Source organism: Micromonospora sp. NPDC002411, assembly GCF_053592955.1.
Genome location: NZ_JBSFBM010000001.1, coordinates 65,432 through 86,251, shown reverse-complemented (window position 1 = coordinate 86,251; position 20,820 = coordinate 65,432). Strand labels below are relative to the sequence as shown.

Annotated in this window: 13 protein-coding genes and 1 pseudogene; 9 read left to right on the top strand and 5 right to left on the bottom strand. The window is 65.9% G+C overall.

Features of this window, described 5'->3' with window-relative positions; translation table 11 throughout:
* The coding region (locus ACWCO3_RS00400; RefSeq protein WP_450007696.1) for a hypothetical protein at window positions 1-193 on the bottom strand (193 nt) is incomplete at its 3' end.
* 495 nt (window positions 194-688) lie between these two features.
* Between ACWCO3_RS00400 and ACWCO3_RS00395 the strand changes: the two genes are divergently transcribed.
* The 4 genes from ACWCO3_RS00395 to ACWCO3_RS00380 all read left to right on the top strand — a co-directional run bounded on the left by ACWCO3_RS00395 (window position 689) and on the right by ACWCO3_RS00380 (window position 7,341).
* A complete protein-coding gene (locus tag ACWCO3_RS00395; RefSeq protein WP_450007705.1) occupies window positions 689-898 on the top strand; it encodes a GntR family transcriptional regulator in 210 nt (69 codons plus the stop codon).
* A 110-nt stretch (window positions 899-1,008) separates the two neighbouring features.
* Window positions 1,009-2,334 carry a protein kinase domain-containing protein gene (locus tag ACWCO3_RS00390; protein WP_450007694.1) on the top strand — a complete coding sequence of 442 codons (1,326 nt, stop codon included), beginning with the start codon at window positions 1,009-1,011 and terminating at the stop codon, window positions 2,332-2,334.
* 182 nt (window positions 2,335-2,516) lie between these two features.
* Window positions 2,517-5,930, top strand: coding sequence for an AAA domain-containing protein (locus ACWCO3_RS00385; RefSeq protein WP_450007692.1), 3,414 nt, complete (start codon window positions 2,517-2,519; stop codon window positions 5,928-5,930).
* Complete coding sequence (locus ACWCO3_RS00380) at window positions 5,923-7,341, top strand: hypothetical protein (protein ID WP_450007690.1); 1,419 nt, start codon at window positions 5,923-5,925, stop codon at window positions 7,339-7,341. Before ACWCO3_RS00385 ends, ACWCO3_RS00380 begins: the two co-directional genes overlap by 8 nt.
* A 31-nt stretch (window positions 7,342-7,372) precedes the next feature.
* Here ACWCO3_RS00380 and ACWCO3_RS00375 read toward each other — a convergent pair.
* Window positions 7,373-7,519, bottom strand: a pseudogene (locus ACWCO3_RS00375) (hypothetical protein); the annotation flags it as partial.
* A gap of 156 nt (window positions 7,520-7,675) precedes the next feature.
* On the opposite strand from ACWCO3_RS00375, the gene ACWCO3_RS00370 reads away from it, so the two are divergent.
* The 4 genes from ACWCO3_RS00370 (at window position 7,676) to ACWCO3_RS00355 (ending at window position 16,983) form a co-directional block, all read left to right on the top strand.
* Window positions 7,676-8,020 (top strand): type II toxin-antitoxin system HicB family antitoxin, encoded by a 345-nt coding sequence (locus ACWCO3_RS00370; RefSeq protein WP_450007688.1) that lies wholly within the window; start codon window positions 7,676-7,678, stop codon window positions 8,018-8,020.
* 320 nt (window positions 8,021-8,340) lie between these two features.
* Window positions 8,341-13,272 (top strand): carbohydrate-binding protein, encoded by a 4,932-nt coding sequence (locus ACWCO3_RS00365; RefSeq protein WP_450007686.1) that lies wholly within the window; start codon window positions 8,341-8,343, stop codon window positions 13,270-13,272.
* A gap of 307 nt (window positions 13,273-13,579) precedes the next feature.
* Entirely contained in the window at window positions 13,580-14,275 is a 696-nt protein-coding gene (locus ACWCO3_RS00360) for a hypothetical protein (RefSeq protein WP_450007684.1), read from the top strand.
* 107 nt (window positions 14,276-14,382) lie between these two features.
* Complete coding sequence (locus ACWCO3_RS00355) at window positions 14,383-16,983, top strand: right-handed parallel beta-helix repeat-containing protein (RefSeq protein WP_450007682.1); 2,601 nt, start codon at window positions 14,383-14,385, stop codon at window positions 16,981-16,983.
* 83 nt (window positions 16,984-17,066) lie between these two features.
* Here the strand turns inward: ACWCO3_RS00355 and ACWCO3_RS00350 are convergent, their stop codons facing one another.
* On the bottom strand, window positions 17,067-17,450 hold the full coding sequence (locus tag ACWCO3_RS00350; protein ID WP_244312053.1) for a DUF4267 domain-containing protein: 384 nt from the start codon (window positions 17,448-17,450) through the stop codon (window positions 17,067-17,069).
* Between the two features lie 76 nt (window positions 17,451-17,526).
* Between ACWCO3_RS00350 and ACWCO3_RS00345 the strand changes: the two genes are divergently transcribed.
* On the top strand, window positions 17,527-18,099 hold the full coding sequence (locus ACWCO3_RS00345; protein WP_357937624.1) for a TetR/AcrR family transcriptional regulator: 573 nt from the start codon (window positions 17,527-17,529) through the stop codon (window positions 18,097-18,099).
* A gap of 82 nt (window positions 18,100-18,181) precedes the next feature.
* Here ACWCO3_RS00345 and ACWCO3_RS00340 read toward each other — a convergent pair whose 3' ends face one another.
* Together ACWCO3_RS00340 and ACWCO3_RS00335 are read right to left on the bottom strand one after the other, a co-directional pair.
* The gene (locus ACWCO3_RS00340; RefSeq protein ID WP_450007679.1) at window positions 18,182-18,829 is read right to left on the bottom strand and encodes a hypothetical protein; all 648 of its coding nucleotides are present in this window, start codon (window positions 18,827-18,829) and stop codon (window positions 18,182-18,184) included.
* 220 nt (window positions 18,830-19,049) lie between these two features.
* Window positions 19,050-20,729: a DNA repair helicase XPB gene (locus ACWCO3_RS00335; protein WP_145786010.1), complete on the bottom strand. Its 1,680-nt coding sequence runs from the start codon at window positions 20,727-20,729 to the stop codon at window positions 19,050-19,052.
* Window positions 20,730-20,820: the final 91 nt, after the last annotated feature.

The window sequence follows — 20,820 nt, the reverse complement described above, 5'->3', positions numbered from 1 at the left end:
CGCCGGGTAGTCGCCGATCGCAGAAAACCCAGTGGCGTACGCCCTGCTGGTCCTCGGCCGACACGGTCACCCCGCCCGGCTCGACGCGGGCGGTGAGCCGGGCCAGCACGCGGGCAGCCGTCCGGGCGAGAATCCGCGCCCGGAGCAGGTCGGGTGCGGTGACCGGCAGATGGATCACCCAACGCTCGGTCATCGGTAGCGGTGGTTCGCCGACTGGGTGCTCACCCAGGCGTGGAGAGACTTCTTCTGGCTGGCGGCTGCCATCGGTGGTCTCTCGGCGCGTCGGCTCACCTGCCGGCGGATCAGGTCGCGCATGGGGGACCGCCCTTCGTAGGGTCGCGTCGAAGTGGAGGGGGCGGCCTCCGCCGGATGCGGGCGGCGGAGACCGCGCCACCCTGCGACCGCAGCCTCGATAGGCAATACCGCAGCAGGGCCGCGCCGGGGGAGCGTGGAGGGTGGGGTCTCGGCGGCGATGCGAGACCGGTACGAGAGGCGCCAACCGACCGCAGCAGCACCGCATCACCGAGAGCGACGCTATTGCCACTGAGTCACCTATGTCAAGCATGTCTGCGAGTCAGCTACCCACCCGTGTCAGAGCTGCTACGTGTGTTGCCTCTGGCGAAGCTGTTGATCGATACTGGGCGGGCCAACCGACTGCAAGGGGCCTGACGTGCCTATTCCGCCCACCATGGACGAACTGCTCGACGATCTCCTGAAGAAGATCAAGGGCGGGATCTATCCGCCTGGGTCTCAGCTTCCGTCTGGGCGGGAACTGGCGGACGCGTACGACGTGTCGCAGTCGACGATTAGCCGGGCGGTGGCGAAGTTGCGGGAGCAGGGCGTGCTGGTCGGCCGCCCGGGGCGGGGCGTGTTCGTAGCGGAGTCGACTCGGCGCTGACCCGGACGATTTGCGCGAGGGGGCTCTCCCGGCACAAGGCTGGGCCTTGGGAGGAGCCGTGAGGTCGAGGGTTGAATGCCGCCTAACGAGCATGAGTTGAGGAGTGGGCTGTGAGGAATTCCTACAACGAAATCCTCCAGGCGGGGCGCGGAACGCAGACCGACTACCGCCTCGATTCTGCACCGCTCGCCCGAGGCGGGCAAGCTGATGTGGTTGTCGCAGTACACAAGCAAACGGGCCTAAAGGTTGCTGTTAAGAGGCTAATATCGAGAAATCCAGACGCTGTTGCTCGAATGAAGCGTGAGATCGACTGCGGCCGCGAGTTGGGGGACAATCCGCACGTCATGGAGGTGCTCGACTTCAGTCTCACCTACGACTGGTTCGTGATGCCGCTTGCTGAAGGAAGTGCGGAGACGTTTGTAGACGAGCTCCAGAGTCCTCCGGAGCTTCGGTCCTTTGTCTCGGCTGTCTGTGATGCTCTCGATGCGGCGCACGCGCTCGGCTGGGTCCATCGAGATCTGAAACCCGCTAACGTCCTTCGGCTCGACGGCCGCTGGATGGTGGCGGACTGGGGACTCGGTCGCAGGCCGCGGGGCCAAACAACCGAGGCCAACCGAACACGAATCGGAACGTTCCTCGGCACCGAGGGCTTTGCGCCGCCGGAACTCGGGACAGATGCTCATGGGGTAGGACCGTCCTCGGACATCTACAGCCTGGGGCAGTTGATCGGCTGGATCATCAGGCGTGAGTGGCCGCAGGCAAACATGCCATTAATTCCGAAGCAGGGGCCGTGGCATGGCGTGGTCAGAGCAGCGACCCAGCTTGACCCTGCCCGCCGTCCTCAAGATGTCCGTAGCTTCCGAAACTTGGTCGTTTCCGAGCTCGACGAGCGGCCGGCGGTGCCCGGCGACGCCAGGCAACTGTTGAGGCAGGCTGGGTCTGGCGACCGCAGGGCCGGGAGCAGATTGTTCGACCTGGCGGCTGCTCACACTGGTGATTTTGATCTGTACACAGGCGTGTTGGTTCAGCTGCCAAGGCAGCGGACGCGTCAAGCGGCGGCTGACGATCCGGCTCGCTCGATAGAGATCGTCCGAGCGATGGCTCACCACCTGGAGTTTGGTAGCGAGCTGCCGAGCAAACAAGTCGATTGGGTAATCACATGGCTCTTCGTCGTATCCGAACGCGCCGCTGAACTACGCGAGTGGGATCTTTTGGAGGAAGCCGTTGACTCGCTGCTTCTGTGGGATAGCCGGTGGGACCAACGGCGGCCACAGAACCAAATTAAGCAATGGCTTGGTGAACTGGTTGGCTATCCAGCACGGGTGGTGGCAGATGTGTTGCGGAGGCACCCTGACTCAGCAAGGCACTTCCGCGAGATCGCAGACGACCGACAGGTTGACGTTCGCATCAGGGGTGTCGTGGGTGTCGCACGTTAGGTCATGCACCTGTTGTTCGCGTGAGTCAGCCAAGCAAGGTAGTCGGTGAACACTAATTAGGTGGGCAGGTTGCCGCGTACCTACGCAAAGGGGTCACGCCGAACAGGGCCTTCCCTTTCTGGCACGTGACGAGCATGCGACTCTGCGGTACCGTGCCCGTCTACGAGGTTTGGGGGGCTTGAGTGGGTGCGCTGATCGCGGATCGCTACGTACTCCTGGCCGGCGAACCCAAGACCGGAGGGTTCTCGGTAGTCCACAAGGCGGTCGATCGGCTTGACGGGAGTCCTGTTGCCGTCAAGTTTGTGAGCCACGACGACGCTCAACTCACTCGCGTGATCTTTGAGCGAGAGATGAAAGGACTTAAGTCTCTACGCCATCCAAACATCATCCGTCTGCGAGATTCAGGGATCGAGGACGAGACCGCAGCGTTCTATCTCGTACTCGACTGGGTGGACCGGTCCCTCAGCGATGTTCTGAGGCAGAGCGGTCCCTATGACTGGGACCAGTTTGCCAACTCAATTGCGCAGCCATTGGCGTCCGCGTTATCGCACGCGCATCTAAAGTCAATTGAGCACAGAGATATCAAGCCGAAGAACGTCTTGATTGCGCCTGACGGCTCGCCGCTTTTGGCAGACTTTGGGATCGCGAAGATTCGCAGCAGCCTGAACCCCACGGACCGGACAGTCGGGATGTACCGATCCGGTCCTTATGCGCCTCCAGAGGCGGATGCGCCCTTGCCGTATATTCGTGACGTCTACTCCATGGGTGTTCTCCTCATTCAGGCAATGCATGAGGCGCGCATTACGGATTTTCACGAGGTGGCTCCCGCGCTCGAATCAATCAGTGTGCCGCCGGACATTCGCCGGCTTCTCCAACGCTGTACGAGCACCGATCCTACCGAGCGGCCGGCAAATGGGACGGTGCTCGCGGAGGAACTGAGAGAAGCTGTGGACAGTAATCTTGGCGTCCGCACTGCTCGCCGCAATATGGCATGGCTCAAGTTGACGGCGAGCGCACGTCGGCAACTGCTCGCTGGCGCAACGGAGGCGACCACCCCCGAGGCCGTAGCCATGGCGGACCTGAATGGTGAGGTGTTCGCTGATTTCCGTTTTGACCGCGAGACGGCGGGCATTGACCGGAGAACTGTCTTCCTTGTCGGGGCTGCTTGGCGGCTAACACTTAAGCCTGACGAGAGCCAAGATGCATTTATCGTTACGGCAGCTCGCTCGCTTGACTATGACGCGCTTGAAGCAATACGGCGGCGTTCGATGAATGTCGGACGACTTGTGACATGGACCTGCACACCACCGCGAGAACGACGTGCAGCGAACGCTGGACTTGAGGCCCTTCTTCGAGGGCTGGAAGACTTTAACGACTCCAGAATCGCCGCGTCGGAATATGCGCAGGATCGCGAGCTACAAGATGACCTCTTCGACGACTGGGGGCGCCTTCTTCAAGCACGTGAAGAAATTGCGCGTGGCGAGCGACGCCCATTGCGATACCAGGGTCGCCAAGCGCGTGGCCGCGAAGTGGACTTCTCTTTAACGAACCAGACCGACCTTGACCTCGTCGGTGATGAGATGGAAGTCGTAATTGAAGAGTCGCGTCGTACGATTGCGCGTGGAGAGGTGATCAACCAGGCGGACGGCGAAGTCACTCTGCGTGCAGCGCGCATATTTCCGGCCCTGCCCGCACGTGGCACGCTCGTTCCTTACCTCGGTCCCACGAAGATTGCCTTGCAAAGGCAGATGGACGCTGTTTCGGCAGTTAAGAGTGGAACCTCCGCAAGAGATGATCTGCGGGATATGATTGTCGATCCGACCGTCGTCTCCGCTCCAACAGCCAAAACGATCACTTCTTGGAACCGAAACCTTGACGATGGTAAGCGCGAGGCCGTTTCGGCCGCCCTTGGCGCCGCAGATCTTGTCCTAGTGCAGGGGCCACCCGGAACCGGGAAGACGGACTTCATAGCCGAGACTGTCTATCAATTCCTGCAGATGCAGCCTGATGGCCGAGTGCTTATCGTGAGCCAAACGCACGTTGCCGTCGACAATGCCCTCGCGCGCCTCGAGGCGGCGGGCGTAGGAGGCTTGGTGCGGCTCGGAAAACCCGACGACCCTCGCGTGGACGGTGCCGTTAAGCACCTGCTCCTAGACCAACGCATGAGTAAGTGGGCAGCCGCGATCCGGCGAAAAGCCGAAGGTCACTTGGAGCGGGAGGCAGCCGCTGTTGGCATCGAGTCCGCCCACCTTCGAGCGGCGCTCGCGCTGCAGCAACTTATCAGTGTGCTGCAAGAACAGACCGCTGTTCGTGCATACATTGAGGCATCCGACGAGACCAGTGAATCGTCCGACCTGGCCACCGGTCTCGGCGTTGTCGATGATGCGGCAGGTCTACAGGAACGGATGGACCGCCTGCTGGATCAACAGGCCGAGCTGTTCGAGGAGGCGCAGCGTCAGCTGGCCGGCGATCTCACGGTTCGCGCAGATATGTCCGCCAATGATGCCAGATCGGCTGTAGACGCGCTGATCGGCAGCACCGGCAGAGGTCAGACGCTCTTAAGACTTCTCGACCTCCAAGCCCAATGGCTTCAGCGTGTTTCCTCTGACCGCAACCTGGCTACCGCCTTCCTAAACACGGCGAGGGTGGTAGCTGGAACGTGTCTTGGCTTTCTGAGTCATGGTGCCGTCAGAAGCCTGGACATAGACCTGTGCATTCTCGACGAGGCGTCCAAGGCGACTGCGACTGAAGCTCTGGTCCCGATGGCCCGGTCTCGACGCTGGATTCTAGTGGGAGACACGAGCCAGCTTCCTCCACTGGACGAGGAACTGCTCCGCTCGCCAGAGTTACTCGGCGAGTATGGTCTTGAGGCAGATTTCGTACGGGAAACGTTGTTTCAGCGGATGGCGCATCGATTGCCAACCCATTCCCAGTTCATGCTGACGGATCAATACCGCATGATTCGTGCAATCGGCGATATGATCTCTACCTGCTTTTATGACGGTAAACTGCGGTCGCCGAATACCCGGGGTCTGCATGGCTATGATCTCCTTGGTAAGCCAGTTCTCTGGATAGACACCGCTCACCTTGGAGATCGGCGGCGAGAGGATGTATCAAGTGATTCTGACAGAAGCGTTGCTAATCGAGAGGAGGCCAGGATAGTACTCGATCGACTTCGGACCTTGGACCAAGCTGTCAGCAGAAATCTAATTGCCAAGCCTCTAGGGGGTAGGCAACTTGAAGTCCTGCTCATTGCCCCATACCGTAGACAGGTCGACGAGTTAACGCGACGCACCGCGACTGCGTCGCTACTCAATCTTGATGTCAGTGTCCAATCGGTCGATGCGGTGCAGGGGCGGGAATGTGATATCGCGATTTTCTCTGTCACCAGGAGCAACCCGGGCGGGCGGCTGGGCTTCTTGGGAGCCGATTATTGGCGGCGTATTAATGTAGCGCTGTCAAGAGCCCGTTCTGGCTTGACAATTGTTGGCGATGCTGACTTCTGCCGGTCATCTCCGGGCGCTCTGCGCGAGGTCCTCGACTACATCAGCTCCCATCCCGAGGACTGCGAGCTTCGGAAGGCTGACCATGCTTGACGCTGACACTCTCTTGCAGCAGCGCTTTCGTAACCGGCGCCCCGGGCTGGAGTTGATAGCGATCGAAGATGCGGCGCTGCCGGTTACGGTTGTGGGCACGGACGTGTTGGCTCAAGAGCGAAAGGCTTTGCCGCTTCTCGACGAATTTGTCTTACGGTTTACGGATGCAGGGCTGTCCTCAGTTGATGCCATTTCCGCCTTCCTCGGCCTTGAGCCGCGCCTTGTCGAATCTACTGTCGCTGATCAAGCTAGGTCCGACAACATCAGCCGGGGAACTGGTATACGGCCCCTGATCCTCACTCCTCGGGGCAAGCGATCCGTACAGGAGCTTGAGGCGGTCCAGCCGGTAGAGAAGCAGTTGCCGGTGACGTTTGATCGCCTAACCTGGAGCGTTGCCGATTACTCTAGGAATGAGCTAATCGCGAGGCGCGAAGCCGAAGAGTTGGGGATGCTCCTACTTCCGGCGTCGCGAACCTCTCGGATTTCCGTTGCCGATCTCACGGCTTCAGCTCTGAACGCTCTGCTCGCCGGGAGGGCTGTCGACCGCCCTCGATTCGAGATTCTAAACGTTCGTAAGGTCCGGCCCAACACGCATCGACTGCTGCCCGTCAAGCTCCTCATTTATGGTGACGTGGAACGCGGTGAGGTCCAGTTGGCTGTGTCTGTTGACGGGGACCTGAGTCAAAAACATGAGCTGGCCCTCAACGCACTCGGTGGAGCCGAAAGACTCGGTATCCGAGTAGCTGAGCCGGTGCCGCGACCTGTATTGGGCGAGGAAATCGAAGCTGCTCGTGTCACGCAAGCGGAAGTCTCCGACCTGCGTTCGGCAACTATCGCCGGGCGGCTTGAAGCTGCCCGAGTTAATGCCCCGTCTATTTCCCGGCTGTCACCTGGAACCAGTGCCGAGCAGGAGCTTTCTGATATCCCCGTTCGCAGCGTAAGTATGTTGGAGCACAGAGAACTGCTCCAGGAGGCTCTTGAGGCCGCTCGTCTTAGGATCCTAATCCTTTCGCCGTGGATAAAGTCCGCTGTGGTCGATACCAGCTTTCTTGGTCGGCTTGAACGGCGCATCCGCGCCGGCGTCCGAGTATTCATCGCTCACGGCTTTGGGGCCGATGATCGAGGTTCGGATGCGAGGGCGCTCGAACGATTGGGTAATCTTCAGCGCAGATATCGGAGCCTTTTCACACTCGCGCGCCTACCAAGCACTCACGCCAAGGTCCTGATCTTCGACGATACCTGGATTTCAACAAGTTTCAACTGGCTTTCGTTCCGCGGAGACCCTGATCGGACGTATCGAATAGAAGAGGGCACCCTCGTGCGTCTCGCCCCTCAAGTAGACGCAGAGTTCAAGAGGTACGTCGCCCTGATTGAGGATCAGCGGATCGATACGAACACCCGGACAGGCTGACTGCAAGGTGAAGTCACGTTTATCGGGGAGGTCAGTCCAACGATGGCAGCGACCGCCCCAGAACGTCGTCGGCGTCGACGATGGTGTACGCGTACCCCTGCTCGGCGAGGAGGCGCTGCCGGTGCGCCGCGTACTCCGTGTCGATCGTGTCTCGGGACACCACCGTGTAGAAGTACGCCTACTTCGTACAGGCCGCGGCAAGCCGGCACCTCCCATGCGGTATTCAAGATGCCCTGGCGGGCGATCCACGCGTCAAGATCCAGAACGACAAGGGGAAGGCCAAGGCGTACCAGGTATGGCAAGTGCTTGAGGCGATCGACAAGGAGGCCATGTGATGCAGACCGATTCCCATCCTGAGGTGTCCCACTACACCTACCGCATTACGTGGTCGGTCCAGGATCGCGAGTCTGTCGCCACCTGTGCCGAGTTCCCATCGCTCTCCTGGCTGGCCCCCTCGCAGGTCGAAGCACTGCTCGGCCTCCAGGGTCTCCTGCGGGAGACGATCGCGGACATGCACGAGCAGGGCGAGGCGGTGCCGCAGCCGTTCGCGGAGCGCAGCTACTCCGGCAAGTTCAACCTCCGGGTCGGGGAGAGTTTGCATCGGGAGTTGGCCATCGAGGCCGCCGGGGACGGGATGAGTCTCAACCAGTACGTCCTGAGGAAGCTCCGCGCCGCCTGAGTGGGTGCAGTGTGCGTCGCCGCTCGACAGCTCAGTTGATCAACTAACTGTTCACCCGTACAGCGCCCGCCCCTCATCAGGCTTGGCTGGGACGTTCGCTCAGAGCCGGCAGGGTCATCCAACGGCCGCGCCGCCGGCGTGCCACCGCACCTGTGGACCGTGGCGCTGGCATGTCCTCGACCGCTCGCGGCCCCGCAGTGCCGTGGTGGGTCATTCCGCACGCCGGTGGCGATCAAGTGATCTGTCCACCAAGGAGAAACCCCGCCATGACGCACGAGAGACGTGCGCGAAGGAAGAGAACACGCGGACTCCTGTCCGCCGTGGCGCTCCTTCTGGTCGCCGGACCGGCGACCACCCTCAACCCCACCCTCGCCGGGGCGCAAGCGACCCCGACCAGCGGCAACGCCCCGCTGATCAACCTGAACAGCGGGCAGAACGTCGAGGGTAAGGTCCCCGTCGTCGTCGAGCCGGTCACCGAGAACGACTCGGTCACCACGCTCGCCGTCGACGGCGACAAGATCGACGCCGACCGGACCGCCGGCACCGCCCACTTCGCCTTCGAGATGGGTGGCAACGGCACCGAGGCCCGCTACCGCAACTACGTCACCGTCAACGGCCACACCGCCGAGGCTGACCGGGTCTACCTTCCGGACATCCCCGGTGGGCAGGTCGGCACCCTCGACTTCCCGGGCGACTGGCTGCGCGTCGGCGCGAACACCGTCACCGTCCACGCCGGAGCGAACTGGGTCGACACGACCACCAAGACCGCTGTCGGCTACGAGGAGTTGCCGAACGGCGAGGGCGGTCGCTGCCCCAACTACGACGACTACGCGCTGAGCAGCATCAGCCTCAGCCTGCTCGGTGTGGTCGCCGACGGCGAGCAGAACCTGTTCAGCTACAGCTTCGGGGACGGCACCTGTGGCAGCTCCGCGAAGCTGCTCAACCAGGACCTGACCTTCGTCATCTCCGGTGAGCCGGGCAGCACCTCGGGCCTGCGTACCGACCTCGACACGACCAGGCTCACCAACGGTACGCACACCGTCAGCGCCACCACGGTCTCCGGCGCGAAGACGTCGGTGACTGTGGACGTCAACAATTCCCCGGCCGGCGCGGCGGCGGTCACCCCCGCCGACGGTGCCCGCGTACGCGGAACCCGACCGGTGATCGCGGCGCTGCCCAGCGGCGGCAGGGAGCACGTCGAGTCGCTGGCGATCGACGACAAGCCCGCCGAGAACGCGGAGACGCTGGCCGCCGGCACCGCCACCCTCGGCCTCACCGTCGAGGCCGGCAACTCCATCGAGGCGCGGTACCAGAACTACGTGCTGGTCAACGGCCACCGGGTCGACCTCGGTGGCGACTACGGCGCGACCGGCGCGGAGGACGTCAAGCTGGCGTTCCCGACCCGTTTCCTGCACCTCGGGGACAACGTCGTCGAGGTCCGCACCGGCGACTACAACGGCACGGTGAGCGGGGCGACCTGCGCCAACCATGACGACTTCAAGCTCACCCGGGCCGCGACGAGCCTCACCCTGAGCACGGCGGGCACTGTGACGGCCGGCAGCACGTTCGTCGTCACCACCAGCGGCACGACAGTGACGAAGGCGGAGACGACAGCCGCCTCGCTGGCGTTGGGCGACGGCACCTGCGGGCCCAACAAGGAGGCCGAGCTGCACTTCACCGTCGAGGGCGCGCCGACGACGCGCACCGTCGACACCCTCGGCAGCGGGGGCGACGCGCACCTGAAGGTGTTCGTCGGCGGCAACGGCAGCGACAACGGGTACGACAACAAGGTGCTGATCAACGGCATTCCGCTGGAGATCGGGATGTGGGAGAAGGAGGTCGCCGACCTCAGCTTCCCGAACGAGTGGCTGGTGCCGGGTGTCAACGCCGTCGAGGTCGTGGCGGGCAACGACCGAGGCAGCGCGAAGCCGGGCGGTTGCGACAACTTCGACGACTTCACGCTGCGGGACTTCCAGTTGCTTCCGACCGACGCGAAGGCGACGCAGCTGACCCGGTCGATCGCGCAGACGACGGTCACCATCGGTTCGGCCAGCTACCCGGCCGGTTCCCAGGTGACCACGTATCTCGGTGACGGCACCTGTGGCAACAGCTTCAACGGGGTGCTGACCAAGATGGTCATGTTCGACGTCACCGCGCCGGACGGCTCGGCGTTGCCGGCGTTGGGCAAGCGCGCGGACGTCGACACGACGACGATCGCGGACGGCGCGCACACCATCAAGGCGGTCGTCGGGGACAAGACCTCGACGCGGCGCTTCACCAGCGACAACACCGCCCCGGAGATCGAGAGCAGCGTCCCGGCCGCCGGGCAGCGGCTGACGTCGACGGTTGCGCTCGACGTCCGGATCAAGGACGCCACCGGGTTGGCCGGTGCGCCGGTCCTCACGCTGGACGGCGCGGCCGTCAAGCAGGGTGACCAGATCGGCCACGGCCTGCCCGCCGGGGAGCACACCATCGCGGTGACGGCGACCGACGCGCTCGGCAACACCGCCACCCGTGAGGTGCGGTTCAGCAGCGCCAGCATCCCGGACGTCCCGACGGAGCTGAACTCGACGGTCAAGGGCACCGACCCGCTCTCCGCCGAGCTGTCCGCCCGGATCCCCGGAGCGGAGGGGGTCGGTCTGACCGCCACCTTCACCAAGGCCGACGTGGTCCTGCCGACCGCTGGTTACCAGGGTGAGGCGGCCGACGTGCCGACCGCGCTCGACGTTCAGCACGACACGTCCGTGGACGTCACCTCTCTGCGTCCGCTCGACGGCGCGACTGTCGACAGCGCGTCCGGCCGGGGGGTGGTCTTCCAGCGGTACGACCTGCCGCTGGCGGCGGCCAGGCAGGAGCCGACGCTGCGCTGGTCGGGCACCATCGACCCGGCCCGGATCGTGGCGCTGCGGGTCTGGAACCCGGCCACGAAGAAGTGGGTCGTGCTGACCAGTTCCCGTGGCCAGGCCGGGCAGGACACCGTCCTGACCGCGCAGGTGGAGGCCGGTTACCGCGACGGTGGCGTCGTCCATGTGCTGGTCACCGGTGAGGACCCGTTCGCCGACGACCTGTCCCCGCGCGACTCCACGGCGCAGAACGACAAGGACCGCTTCGAGGACCCCGCGTCGTACGACTTCTCGCTGGCGCACTTCACCGACACCCAGTACATCACCGAGGGTGCGGCCGGCGGCACGTACGACGACTTCGACGGCCACGCCGAACCCTCGGACGTCGAGACGGTCGAGGAGCAGGCGATCTGGTCGGCCGCGTACCGCGACCAGATGCAGTGGATCGCCGACAACGCGGACAGTCGCAAGATCGCGTACACGGCCCACACGGGCGACATCATCGAGAACGACTACTACGACCCGCTGGCGAAGAACCCGGACGGTTCGCTGAAGCGGCCCGGCCTGCACGAGCAGGTGGAAAAGGAACTCGCCGTCGCCTCCGGCTTCCAAAAGATCCTCGACGACAACGGCGTCGTCAACCAGGTCATCGCCGGCAACCACGACGACCAGTTGGGCGCGGAGACCGGCCCGACCTCCCGGTTCAGTCGGACCTTCAGCGCCGACAGGTACTACGGCACGGCGAAGTCCTGGCCGAAGGGCACCGAATACCACGCGTGGGACGAGGTGACCAACGCCGACGGTTCCGTCACGCCCGGCACCGACAACCAGAACAACTACCTGCTGTTCTCCGCCGGTGGACTGGACTTCGTCGCGGTCGGCCTGTCGTACGGGGTGACGCCGGCCGAGGCCAAGTGGGCTGACTCGATCTTCAAGCGGTACAAGGACCGCAACGGGATCCTGCTCTCCCACGACTATCTGAAGCCGTCGGCCAACCCCGACGGTCGCGGGGCGGACTTCTCCGCGCCGGACGGCTCGCCGCTGTTCAAGCAGGTCGTGGAGACCAACGCGAACGTCTTCCTGGTCCTCGCCGGTCACGAGCACGGCGTCGGCACCAACCTGAAGTCGAAGATCGGCGTCACGGTCAGCCACGACGTCGTCGAGCTGCTGGCGGACTACCAGTTCTACACGGTCACTGCCGGGGAGCTGTGGCCGAAGCAGGTCGCCGCGGACGGGACCGTCGACGTCAACGGGGACGGCAAGCCGGACCACAGGGCCACCGACCGGTTGCAGTTCGGCGCGAGCTTCCTGCGCCTGCTCCAGTTCGACGTGGACCGGGCCGAGATGCACATCGACACGTACTCGCCGTTCCTGAAGAACTTCGGGGCGACCGAGTACGACATCCGTCAGGACGGCAGCCAGACCAAGCCGCGCTACAACGGCTCGGAGGACAACCTGACCCTGCCGGTGGACCTCAGCACCCGTAAGACGTCGTTCGCCACCGACTCGCTCGCCGCGTACGTGCCGTCCGGCACGATCGGGACCGACGAGGTGACATCGAACGGGGTCGCCACGACGACCTGGGGCAAGCTTCTGCCGGGTACGTCGTACGGCTGGATCGTGTCCGCGAAGAGCGCCGACGGCGGTGAGGCGGTGGCCCAGCCGGCCGTGTTCCGTACCGCCAAGCAGGTCCCGACGATGACCGTCACCGTAGCCCCGACCACCTGGGGCACCGCGGCGACGGTGACCGTCAAGGTCGCGGCCGGCAGCACGCCGGTCACCGGCGCGGTGGAGCTGCGCGAGGGTACGACAGTTCGTGGCTCGGCCACGCTGACGAACGGGGCTGCGACGTTCACCCTTCCGGTGGGCCTCGCCGGCGGTCAGCACAACCTGACCGTGTCGTACCCGGGCAGCGACCACCTCACCCCGGTCGAGGCCAGCGCCACCCTGACGGTGAACCTGCCGGCGGAGTGGAACCCGTCGACGGTCTACAACGACGGGGACCGGGCCACCTACCAGGGTCGGGTCTTCCGGGCCTCCTGGTACACGAAGAACCAGAAGCCGGGCGCCGACCCGAATGGTGCGTGGCAGGAACTCGCCATGACCGAGGACGGCACCTCGATCTGGACCGCGTCGCGGATCTTCAACTCTGGTGACTTCGCCATGTACGACGGCAAGAAGTGGCGGGCCCAGTGGTACACCCGCAACCAGAAGCCGGGCGACCGCAACGGCTCCTGGGAGGAGATCGCGCCCACCCCGCCGGACAACAGCCCGGCGGCCTGGACGCTCACGAAGGTCTATAACGCGGGTGACCGGGTGTCCTTCAAGGGCCACGTGTACGAGGCCAAGTGGTGGACGCGCGGCCAGGAGCCCGGTGACAAGAACGGCCCCTGGAAGCTGATCAAGTAATCAGGTTCGCGTTACGCCGGCCCGGGACCGCATCGGTCTCGGGCCGGCTCCCGCTCCAGCCCCGCGCCTTGATCGACTCGGTTTTCCGGAAGTCGCGGTATCAACATGCCTCGGATACCGCGACTTTCAGCAAACGGAGTCGATCAGGGCTGCGCGGGTGCGTCACCCTTCCGGTGGAGGCCGTCCGTTCCACCGGCTTTCACGTTTTCCCTGCTCCTACGCTTCGCCGAAGGCAGGTGCGGCCGACCCGCCGGCCACTTTCGACAACGGCGGAGGGCAGATGGCGTCGAGGCGTACACGTCGGGCTGTGGTTTCGATGGTGGCCGGTGCGTTGTTCGCCCTCGGGGTGGTCGCGCCTGGCCCGGCGGCGGCCCCGCCGCCCCGCGCGGCCCGTGAGGACGGCGACGTGACCCCTGTGCCGACCGAGCCGCGCCCGCCGCAGTTGCCGGCGGACTTCCAGGGCACCGGCCGGTACATCGTGCGCGACCTCGGCATCGACGTGCCGTTCACCTGGCAGGGCCGCGACGGCAACAGTCAGATGATCGCCGGCGGCCCGGAGCATCCGATCTGGTTCACCAACCTGATCTACGAGAACACGCTCTACACGCTCACCTACAAGTGGCCGAACATCCCGCTGTTCCCGCCGCGCGAGTGCAGCAAGATCCCGGGGTTCTTCAACCGGCAGATCTTCAACGACAAGCTGAAGACGTCCCGTTTCGTCGGGCCGGAGATCCTTCAGGGGGACAAGGGCCGGCACGTCGACCACTGGCGGGTCGGGGTCGTCGGCGGCTCCACAGTGCCGGGGGAGTTCTTCCGGTTCCCGCTCGCGCTCGGTGACATCTACGTCGACCAGCGCGACCCGACCCGGTGGTGGCAGGTGCTCCAGTTCGGCCTCCAGAACCTCTTCGATCCCGAGCTGGACGAGTGGTTCACGATGGACAGCTTCGACCACCGCCCCGGCCAGGTGACCCTCCCCGACCGCTGCCCACCCCCGACGTCCTGACACGGCCCGCCTGATCGGCAGGTGGCCGGTGGTCGAGGGGGCCTCGGGCACGCCCTGAGCGGGGTAGGCTGCCGCGGCACATCATCCTTGATCACCGTGGGGCATTCATGAAGAGAGCCGTTCGCTCCCTGCTCGCGCTCGTGCCACTGGTCGGTGCCGCGACTCTGGTCGGGCCGGTGATTCCCGCTGCCACCGCGGCTCCCGCGCCCTCCTCCGCCTCGGCGGCGCCAACGTCCACCGGTTCGGAGCTCTTCGTCAGCGAGACGGACTGCGTACCCAACGGCGACGGCAGGGCCGAGTCGCCGTTCTGCACCATCGCCGCGGCCGCGGCCGTCGTGCAGCCCGGTCAGACCGTGTTGGTGCAGCCGGGGCTCTACCCGGAGAGTGTCGCGGTCACCCGATCGGGCACCGCAGCGGCTCCGATCACCTTCAAGGCAGCCAACACCCGGGACGGCGTCGTCCGGGTGGGCAGGTACGGCGCGGACACCGGCACCGGATCGGTCTTCACCCTGCGCCAGGTGCACGACGTCGTCGTCGAGGGCTTCGCCATCTACGGGCGCCCAGAGGTGCCTGTCGTTGTCGACGGCGCGTCTCGGGTTACCGTCGACGGCACTTCCGTCACCGGAACCAGCCGGCCCCTGATCAAGGTCACCGGTGGTTCCGCCGATGTGACCATCAGCCGGAACTTCCTGCACTCCCCTGGTACGACAGCGCTTGTCGTCGAAGGCGACTCGACGGGCACGATGGTGATCGCCAACCAGATTCCGAACGGCGGGATGGATCTGACCCGGGCCGCGGGCGCCATAGTTACCAACAACACCATCCAGGCCGGGTGCACTCCGGGCATCACGCTCGTCGCCTCGCCCGGTGTCACTGTCGCCAACAACATCGTCAAGCCCCTGCCGGACCAGAGGCTCTGCGAGGGCGAACCGACGGTGAAGACGGCGATCATGGTCCTTCCGGCGGAGGTTCCGCAGACGACCGTCCACCACAACCTGATCGATCCGACCACCGGCTGGGCCCTCTACCGCTGGGGCGCGACCACGTACCGGACGCTCGGGGACTTCCAGGCGGCCACCGGGCAGGGCGGGTTCGACATCGTCGCCGACCCGCTGCTCGACCCCAGGTTCGAGGACCGCGGCTACATCGCGCTGAAGCAGAGCTCCCCGGCCATCGACTCCGCCGACGCGAACGCACCCGGGGTGCTGGCCACCGACCTGATGGGCAACGCCCACGCCGACGACCCGACGTGGGCGAACACGGGCACGGGTAACGGCTACCACGACCGGGGGGCAGTTGAGCGGCTTGGGCCGACCACCCTCCGGGTCGAGCGCCTGCACCGGACGATCGGCGCCGGCCCCCTGGACACCACGCTCCGCGCCAGCGCCTCGACCCAGTGGACGACCGACGGGCCGATCGGATCCTTCGCCTACCAGTACGGTGACTCCCCGCTATGGCGGGGCGGCACGCCGTCGCTCAACGAGAACCACCGGTTCCGTCGGGCGGGTAACGCCTGTGTGCAGGTGCACTGGAGCACGACCGGCTTCCGGTCCAGCGCCGGCGCCAGCTCCCCGAGCTGCACGGTGCTCGGGGCGCACTACACGGCGGTGGCGCCAAAGCGGCTCCTGGACACGAGGTCCGCGGTCGGTGTGGGCACCAGCACCCCGGTGCCGCCGAAGTCCGAGGTGGTGGTGCCTGTCGACAGCATCGGCGGCGTGCCGGCGGCGGACATCAGCGCCCTGGTGTTGAACGTGACGGTGACCCAGCCGACGGCCGCCGGGTTCCTGACCGTCTACCCGGACGGCACGAACGCGCCGACCGCCTCGAACGTCAACTTCGTGGCGGGAGAGACGGTGCCGAACCTGGTGACCGTGCCGATGAGCAACGGAAAGATCAGGATTCGCAACAGCAGCGGCGGCACGGTGCACGTGGTCGCCGACCTCCAGGGCTGGTACGCGGAGGCCGGCGACGGCTTCGCCACCCAGCCGTTGACGCGGGTCCTGGACACCCGCACCGACGGCGGCGCGCTCGCGCCGAACAGCACGCGCACGCTCAACCTGGACCGGAAGGTCTCGCCGGGCGCGACGGCCGTCGTCCTCAACGTCACCGTCACCGCGCCGACGACCAGCGGCGTATTGAAGGTCTTCCCGTACGGCTCGCCCGTGCCAACCGCGTCGAACCTGAACTTCGTCGCCGGCCAGACCATCCCGAACCTGGTGATCGTGCCGGTGACCGACCTCAAGGCGAACATCCACAACCAGAGCTCCGGCAGCGTCCACGTGATCGCGGACCTGGCCGGATACTTCGGGGTGGACGGACAGCTCAGCTACGTTCCGAACGGGCCGCTGCGGATCGCCGACAGCCGGGACGCCACGGGCCTGCCCAACCGGGGAGGCGCGAAGCCCCTTCAGCCCTGGGAGTCGGTGAACGTCAGCCCGTACGTCGACAACCTGGCCTGCTGCGTGACGGCCGCCGCCGTGGTTGCGAACCTTACCGTCACCGCGCCGGCCAGCTCCGGTTTCCTCATCGCGCATCCGGGCGCCGAGGCGCGTCCGGCGGTGTCGAACCTCAACTTCGTGGCGGGCGAGACATCGTCGAACCTCGCCATCGTGGGGACCAAGGGCGGATTGAACCTCTACAACAGCAGCTCGGGCACCGCCCACGTGGTCGCCGACCAGGCGGGCATCTTCGTCACCCCGCAGTACTGACCGTCCCGGCAGTGGCCGCGCCCTCGTCGGGGCGCGGCCACTGCCGATGTGTCCGAACGGGACGAGCCCGGCGTCGGAGTGGGTCACAGAGCGAACAGCAGCGCGGCGTTCAGGAGGACGACAACGGCCGTCGCGAAGTGGATGCCGAAGGCGACGGCCCTCGTCCCGCCGTTGCGCAGCACGATCAGGGTGTCACCCAGCGGGACGAGCGCGACGATCAGCATGTACCACGCGACCGCGTCGGCGGTGGTGAAGGCGATCAGGGCGAGGCCGAGGAGCCCGAAGGTCAGGTCCTTCAGTCCCTTGACCGTCAGGTAGGCGGTGTCGCCGTCCGGTCGGGCCGGAACCCCGTACCCGGCGGCTGCGGCCTGCGGCACCAGCAGGAACCGCGCTCCGATGAAGACGACGAAGAGGCTGAGGACGACGGCGAGCCCGTAGGCGAGGGGTGCCAGCATGATCTTCTCCATTTCCTAGCGATGCTAGATATGGGAGCGACGCTAGCAGAGCAACGACAGCAACGCTAGCGGTGCTAGGGTTGCTGTCATGTCGACACAGGCACGCCGGGAGCGCGAGCGGGCTGAACGGGAACAGGCGATCATCGCCACGGCACGCGACCTGGCATTGGCGGAGGGCTGGGACGCCGTGACCACCCGGCGGCTCGCCGCCGAGATCGAGTACAGCCAGCCCGTCCTCTACAGCCACTTCAAGGGCAAGGACGCCATCATGGCGGCGGTCGCCGTCGAGGGCTTCGCCGAACTGGCCGTAGCGCTGGCCTCGGCCCGGACGTCGGCCGCCGATCCGCGCCAGGCGGTCGCCGACGTCGCGGCTGCGTACACCGACTTCGCCGAGCAACGGCCGGCGATCTACGACGCGATGTTCACCCTTATCGTCGATCTACCGTTCGCCAGCCAGGACGTCCCGACCGACCTCGCCCGCGGCTTCGCCGAGTTGGCCGAGACGGTGCGCCCGTTCGCCGGCGACGGTGACCTGGAGACGTTCACCGAGACGTTCTGGAGCGGCCTGCACGGTCTGGTCACGCTGATGCGCAGCGGCAGGCTTCGCCGCACCGACCACGACCGGCGGTTGGCGGTGCTGGTGGACCGCTTCTCCCGGTGAGCGTTGCCGCGCACGCCGAATGACCCGGCTCGTCGGCTTTGCGTCATGGTCCGGTTCAGGTCTTCCCCGTTGCCTGGATCACTCAGCCCTGGAGCCGTTGCGCCCAGTAGACCTGCCCGTTCGGCCCCAGGTAGACCAGAGCCAACAGCAGGTCGGACATCCCAACCGGCGCGGTGGCTACCGTCGGCTTCCGGGCAGCATCAGCGACGTACGGAAAAAGCGCGACGAATGTCAGTGGCGAGGCCGTCTCGTCGTACACGGCAAGTCTGTTGCCGTTGCTCTGCCACTCGTCGTCTCCGACCTTGACGTCGCCCGCACCCCGTAGCCAGGCATAGCGTTCGGCGATCCTGTTCTCGACGCCGGCGCTGCCGAGGCTGACGACGTCCTGCGGACCGGAGGCTACGAAGTCGCCCGGCTTGCGGTTGGTGCGCTTGTCGATGAGGAACACCGCGAGGTAGCCGCCATCGAGTGGCTCGGGAGGCGGCTGCCAGGCGACCCGGCCCAGCACCAGTTGGTCGCGTTCGTCGGAGGCCAGCGGCGGGCGGATCCTCTCGCCGAGAGCCGCCTGCGCCTCCGCGTAGCTGACGAGGCTGAGCGAGGAGGTGATGGCCAGGGTTGCCGGACCGTACGGCGGGTGGTTGTGGGTCCACCGCAAGGGGGCCATTCCTGCCACCACCACGGCGGCTGTCACGATGACCACCAGGGACGATCGGGTCCTTCGCCACGACATGCCCGACAGTGAACCATGCGATGGCCAGGATCGGCCGCGCCCCGGATCCGGCCGATTCGTTTACGACATCAGCTCGATAGCGAGTGCGAGAGACACCACGTCCCCGGGCCGCGCCCGCGCCCAACCCACAGATCGACTCGGGTTCCAGGAAGTCGGGGTATCAGAGCGCCTCGGACACCGCGACTTCCTGAAAACCGAGTCGATCAACCTCGCGCGCGCGTCAGTCGACGGTCGGCAGGGGTGGGCCGAGGACGTCGTCGGCGTCGACGATCGTGTACGCGTATCCCTGCTCGGCGAGGAAGCGCTGCCGGTGTGCCGCGTACTCGGTGTCGATCGTGTCCCGGGACACCACCGTGTAGAAGTGCGCCTGTCGGCCGTCGGCCTTCGGCCGGAGCACCCGCCCCAACCGCTGCGCCTCCTCCTGGCGTGACCCGAACGTCCCGGACACCTGAATCGCCACCGCCGCCTCGGGCAGGTCGATGGAGAAGTTGCCGACCTTGGAGATCACCAACGTCCGCAGTTCGCCGGACCGGAACGCGTCGAACAGCCGCTCCCGCTCCTTGTTCGTGGTCGAACCCTGGATGATCGGCGCGTCGAGGTATTCGCCGAGCTGGTGCAACTGGTCGATGTACGCCCCGATCACCAGCACCTGATCCTCCGGGTGCCGATCGACCAGCGCCTTGACCACCGGCAGCTTCGTGCGGGCGGTAGCCGCCATCCGGTAACGCTCCTCGGCCTCGGCCGTCGCGTACGACATCCGCTCCGCGTCGGTCAGGGTCACCCGTACCTCGGTGCACTCGGCCGGGGCGATCCAGCCCTGCGACTCGATGTCCTTCCACGGCGCGTCGTACCGCTTCGGGCCGATGAGGCTGAACACGTCACCCTCGCGGCCGTCCTCGCGTACCAGAGTCGCCGTCAGGCCCAGCCGACGGCGGGCCTGGAGGTCCGCCGTGAAGCGGAAGATCGGCGCGGGCAGCAGGTGCACCTCGTCGTAGACGACCAGGCCCCAGTCGCGGGCACCGAACAGGTCCAGGTGGGTGAACGCGCCACCGCGACGCGAGGTGAGCACCTGGTACGTGGCGATGGTGACCGGGCGGATCTCCTTGCGCTCGCCGGAGTACTCGCCGATCTCCTCCTCGGTCAGCGACGTGCGGGCGATCAGCTCCCGCTTCCACTGCCGGCCGGCGACCGTGTTGGTGACCAGGATCAGCGTCGTCGCCTTCGCCTCGGCCATCGCCGCCGCGCCGACCAGGGTCTTGCCGGCGCCGCAGGGCAGCACCACGACACCCGACCCGCCGGCCCAGAACGCCTCCACGGCCTCCCGCTGGTACGACCGCAGTGTCCACGGCTTGCGCCCGTCCTTGCCGGCCTCGGCCAGCTCGATCGGGTGCGCCTCACCGTCGACGTAGCCGGCCAGGTCCTCCGCCGGCCAGCCCAGCTTGAGCAACGCCTGCTTGAGCCGGCCACGCTCGGACGGGTGCACCCGGATGGTGTCGTCGTCGATCTTGTCGCCGAGCATGCCGGCGAGCTTCTTGCTCTTGGCCACCTCGATCAGCACCAGCCGGTCGAGCGCGCGCAGCACCAACCCGTGCGCCGGGTCGTTGGCGAGCTGGAGCCGGCCGTACCGGTCCATCGTCTCGGCCACGTCCACCAGCAGCGCGTGCGGCACCGGGTAGCGGGAGTACTTCAGCAGCGAGTCGACCACACCCTCGGCGTCGTGCCCCGCCGCGCGGGCGTTCCACAGACCCAGCGGCGTCAGCCGGTACGTGTGCACGTGCTCCGGCGAGCGCTCCAACTCGGCGAAGGGCGCGATCGCCATCCGGCACGCCTGCGCGTCGGGGTGGTCGATCTCCAGCAGCAGGGTCTTGTCCGACTGCACGATCAGTGGTCCACCGCTCACGCCAGCGTCCTCTCCTCGGTCGGTCTTCGGCCCTGGCGGGTCGCATACCCGCAGATGGCCGACCATCCAGTGTTGCACGGGGCGGGATGTC

Coding starts and splice junctions, on each gene's coding strand:
- ACWCO3_RS00395 (WP_450007705.1), top strand. CDS start 689: ATGGACGAACTGCTCGACGATCTCCTGAAGAAGATCAAGGGCGGGATC.
- ACWCO3_RS00380 (WP_450007690.1), top strand. CDS start 5,923: ATGCTTGACGCTGACACTCTCTTGCAGCAGCGCTTTCGTAACCGGCGC.
- ACWCO3_RS00370 (WP_450007688.1), top strand. CDS start 7,676: ATGCAGACCGATTCCCATCCTGAGGTGTCCCACTACACCTACCGCATT.
- ACWCO3_RS00355 (WP_450007682.1), top strand. CDS start 14,383: ATGAAGAGAGCCGTTCGCTCCCTGCTCGCGCTCGTGCCACTGGTCGGT.
- ACWCO3_RS00350 (WP_244312053.1), bottom strand. CDS start 17,450: ATGGAGAAGATCATGCTGGCACCCCTCGCCTACGGGCTCGCCGTCGTC.
- ACWCO3_RS00345 (WP_357937624.1), top strand. CDS start 17,527: ATGTCGACACAGGCACGCCGGGAGCGCGAGCGGGCTGAACGGGAACAG.
- ACWCO3_RS00340 (WP_450007679.1), bottom strand. CDS start 18,829: ATGTCGTGGCGAAGGACCCGATCGTCCCTGGTGGTCATCGTGACAGCC.